This is a genomic window from Lapillicoccus sp. (assembly GCF_039935575.1).
GTDB lineage: Bacteria > Actinomycetota > Actinomycetes > Actinomycetales > Dermatophilaceae > Lapillicoccus.
On the sequence record NZ_JBDTKA010000114.1, the window covers coordinates 1 to 3,361 of the forward strand.

Genomic DNA, 3,361 nt, shown 5'->3' on the forward strand with positions numbered 1-3,361 from the left:
CACCCAGATCTCACATGGATCGCACGACTGGCCGAGATGGCCGCTGCAGGGGCGTGTTTCCGCAGGTCAGAGCCGGCAAGCGGGGTGCGTGCACTAAGTCTTGTAAACAGGGGGTTGGGGGTTCGAGCCTCCACCGGCTCCAACTCTCCTGTCTCACAACAGGATTCGCTCCACCTATTCAATCTGGGCGCATCTGTTTCGAGAACAGGGGTCGATTCGAGGCCGACAGTGAGCTGACCCTGCTTCCCGATGGTGACGGGACTCGGGGCGTAGTGCAACGGCGGTTGAATGGCAGCAGGTTTCGGCCTGGTAGGGAAGGATGCCCTTATGGGTGCACAGAGGAAGAGTTACGCGAGCCCTCGTACCTACTCGTATGACGGTGCGGGCTACCGGGACGCGGCTCTCAGCTGATGCCACGCGGCCTGTCGTCGCGTGACCTTGACCTCGGCTGCTGAAAGGTCGGCGCGATTTACTCGGGCGCGTACGATCCGGCCGTGGACCCAAGGCAGTGGTACCTCACCGCGGGCGAACGGGGCAACACTTCGACCAGTCTTGATGCCCGCCATGACGATGGTGCCGCCTGGACTGCGGGAAACCTGGTGCGGCCACTGATCCACGGGGCCTCCTATTTCACCGAGCTGCACCACCGCGTGACGCGGATGCGAGCAGGTGACGTGATCCTCTTCGTCGACTGGCGAGGGGATCCCGACGAGGAGCTCACCGGTCAGCCTGGCAGTACGGTCGGTGCGGTCCTGGCCGACGCAGCCGGCCGCGGTGTGGACGTGCGAGGTTTGGTGTGGCGTTCGCACTGGGACCGAGTCTCATTCTCCGCGTCGGAGAACCGGCATCTCGGTGAGGAGATCAACGCCCGAGGCGGGCAGGTCGTCCTCGATATGCGGGTCCGGTTGGGTGGCTCGCACCACCAGAAGTTCGTCGTCCTCCGCCACCTCGGACGACCGGAGCGCGACGTCGCGTTCCTGGGCGGCATCGACCTGTGCCACAGCCGGCGTGACGACGTTCGGCACCAGGGAGACCCACAGCGGCAGGCCATGGCGAAGGTCTACGGGCCGACGCCGCCCTGGCATGACGTGCAGCTGGCCATCGAGGGACCCGCGGTGGGCGATGTCGAGACCGTCTTCCGGGAGCGTTGGCAGGATCCGCAGCTGCTCAGCCGGTCGCCCTTTCGGGTCGTCGCGGACCGCCGCCGGCGGGACCGTCCGGCGCGCACTCCACTCCCGCCGCAGTTTCCTGACCCGCCGATCGCCGGACCGCACCCCGTGCAGATCCTGCGTACGTACCCGCGCCGGCTCGGCGGCTACCCCTTCGCGCCCCACGGGGAACGCAGCGTTGCCCGGGCCTACATCAAGGCCATCGGGCGAGCCCGCCACCTGATCTACCTCGAGGACCAATACCTGTGGTCGAACGAGGTCGCCGCGGTGTTCGCGGCCGCGCTCAGTCGCAACCAAGATCTGCGCCTGATCGCCGTACTGCCGCATTTTCCCGACCAGGACGGCAGGCTGTCGCAGCCGCCCAACCTCGTGTCACGGCAGTCCCTGCTGGGGGTGCTCGATCGACTGGCTCCCTCCCGAGTGGCGGTCTATGGGATCGAGAACGACTCCGGGACACCGATCTACGTACATTCGAAGGTCTGCGTCATCGACGACCAGTGGGCGTCGGTGGGATCCGACAACTTCAACCGGCGTTCCTGGACCCACGACTCGGAAGCATCGGCCGCGGTCGCGCACGCCGGGTTCGCCTACAGCCTCCGGGAGCGGCTGGCGCAGGAGCACCTCGGGGCTGGACCCGGGATCGCCGTCCCCGCCGCGGACCAGTTCCGCCTGTTCGCCGAGTCGGCGGCTCGGCTCGAGAGGTGGCGGGCGGGCGGACATCTGGTCCCCCGGCCGCGGGGCCAGCTGCGGCCCCTGGAGTCGACGCCAGTAGGGCCGGCGACCCGCCCGGTCGCGACGGCGGCGTACCGGGCTGTCTACGACCCAGACGGACGGCCACTCGCGCTCCGGCTGCGTCGCTCGTTCTAAACGGCATACGCCGCCTCGCGCATGTCTCTGACAGGTTGATGGAGTCCCGTTGTGCCATGCCACCCAACCTCGCAACACCGGAACAGGGGGTTACGGCTGACCTCTCGTCACCGGCGGGGGCCAGACGGCTGAAGACACGCGTTCCGCATGTAGCCCGGGCCTGAGCAGGCGCGGAACCGGCGCATCAGCATCTAAGGATGGGGAAGACTGCCGGCTCTGGGCCGGACGGAGCGGCTGACTCTGGTCGCCGGGCCAACCAGCTGTTCCAACCTGTGGACGACCGGGGGGTTGAGGACGGGCGCGTCTGGGGTCACCTCGTGTCAGTGCCGATCGCGTATCTCAGCAACCAGCCATGTCTCCTTCGCATATCACCCTTGGCCGACTCGGCCGGCGGTCCGTCGAAGGAGCACATCATGACTGTTCCACCCAGCACCCACGGTAACCACCTCAGCAGCGATCACTGGGTCCACATCCAGGATCTCGCCGGCCAGGAGGTCTTCATCCTCTCCGGGACGGTCATCCTCGACCCGCCCCTCGTCGGCACGTCCGCCACCCGCTGGAACCGGGGCGCGACCGCATTCGATATCCCGCTGTACGGCCTGCCGGCCGGTCAGGGGCTCGTCATCGAGCAGTGGGCTCCAACGGTGCTGCTCGGTTCGATCCAGAACGACGGAGTCTCGAACAATGCCGGCTGGGCCGTCGACGACTTCAACGTCTATGCATCGAGCCAGCCTGTCACCGCCGTCGAGGCCCAGTTCAACTACGCGGTCGGCGACGGCGACGGCTACCTGATGCGCGTCTCGTACTCGGTGACCGTCGTCGGTCATTACGCCCCTGTCCCCGTCATTCAGTAGGCGACCGTCTCAGGCTCTCGCACAGCCCTTGAGGGAGCAGACCCTAAGTGGAACATGGCCCATACCGCTGGCCGTCGAATTCACCTTCGACGGCCACGAGGTCGGCCGAACCGGCACCCCCGACCCGGCCGTGGTGGGGGAGTGCAGTGTTGACTTTTCCGCGCCAGGGACGGGCCGCCGAAGCCGACCCGCACCCCGGTCCCCCTCGGCGCCGCCGAGGATCGCGACGCCGGCGACGACATCGGCATACCGGAGTGGAAGCCGAGGATCGTGCGTTTTCGTCGACGCGGACGATCTGGCAAACCCTCCGCGCCAGACCTCTGGTGTCGTCGTTCGCGTTGCCTCGCAGTTTGGCGAGGTCGCTGTACAGCACGTTGGTGCTAGCGAACGGCTCGGCATAAGACCAGTCGAGCCCGACCTTGTCCCAGAACCAGCCTCCGGTGAGGAACGCCTGCCCGAACCATGAGGAGA

The 3,361-nt window shown here is 67.1% G+C and carries 2 protein-coding genes and 1 pseudogene; 2 read left to right on the top strand and 1 reads right to left on the bottom strand.

Annotation, left to right across the window (positions count from 1 at the left end; all coding sequences use genetic code 11):
• Window positions 1-494 precede the first annotated feature (494 nt).
• Window positions 495-2,036 (top strand): phospholipase D-like domain-containing protein, encoded by a 1,542-nt coding sequence (locus ABI385_RS14005; protein WP_348104372.1) that lies wholly within the window; start codon window positions 495-497, stop codon window positions 2,034-2,036.
• Between the two features lie 413 nt (window positions 2,037-2,449).
• Window positions 2,450-2,890: a hypothetical protein gene (locus ABI385_RS14010; RefSeq protein WP_348104373.1), complete on the top strand. Its 441-nt coding sequence runs from the start codon at window positions 2,450-2,452 to the stop codon at window positions 2,888-2,890.
• 43 nt (window positions 2,891-2,933) lie between these two features.
• On the opposite strand, the pseudogene ABI385_RS14015 reads toward ABI385_RS14010, so the two are convergent.
• Window positions 2,934-3,361: pseudogene (locus ABI385_RS14015) on the bottom strand (hypothetical protein); the annotation flags it as partial.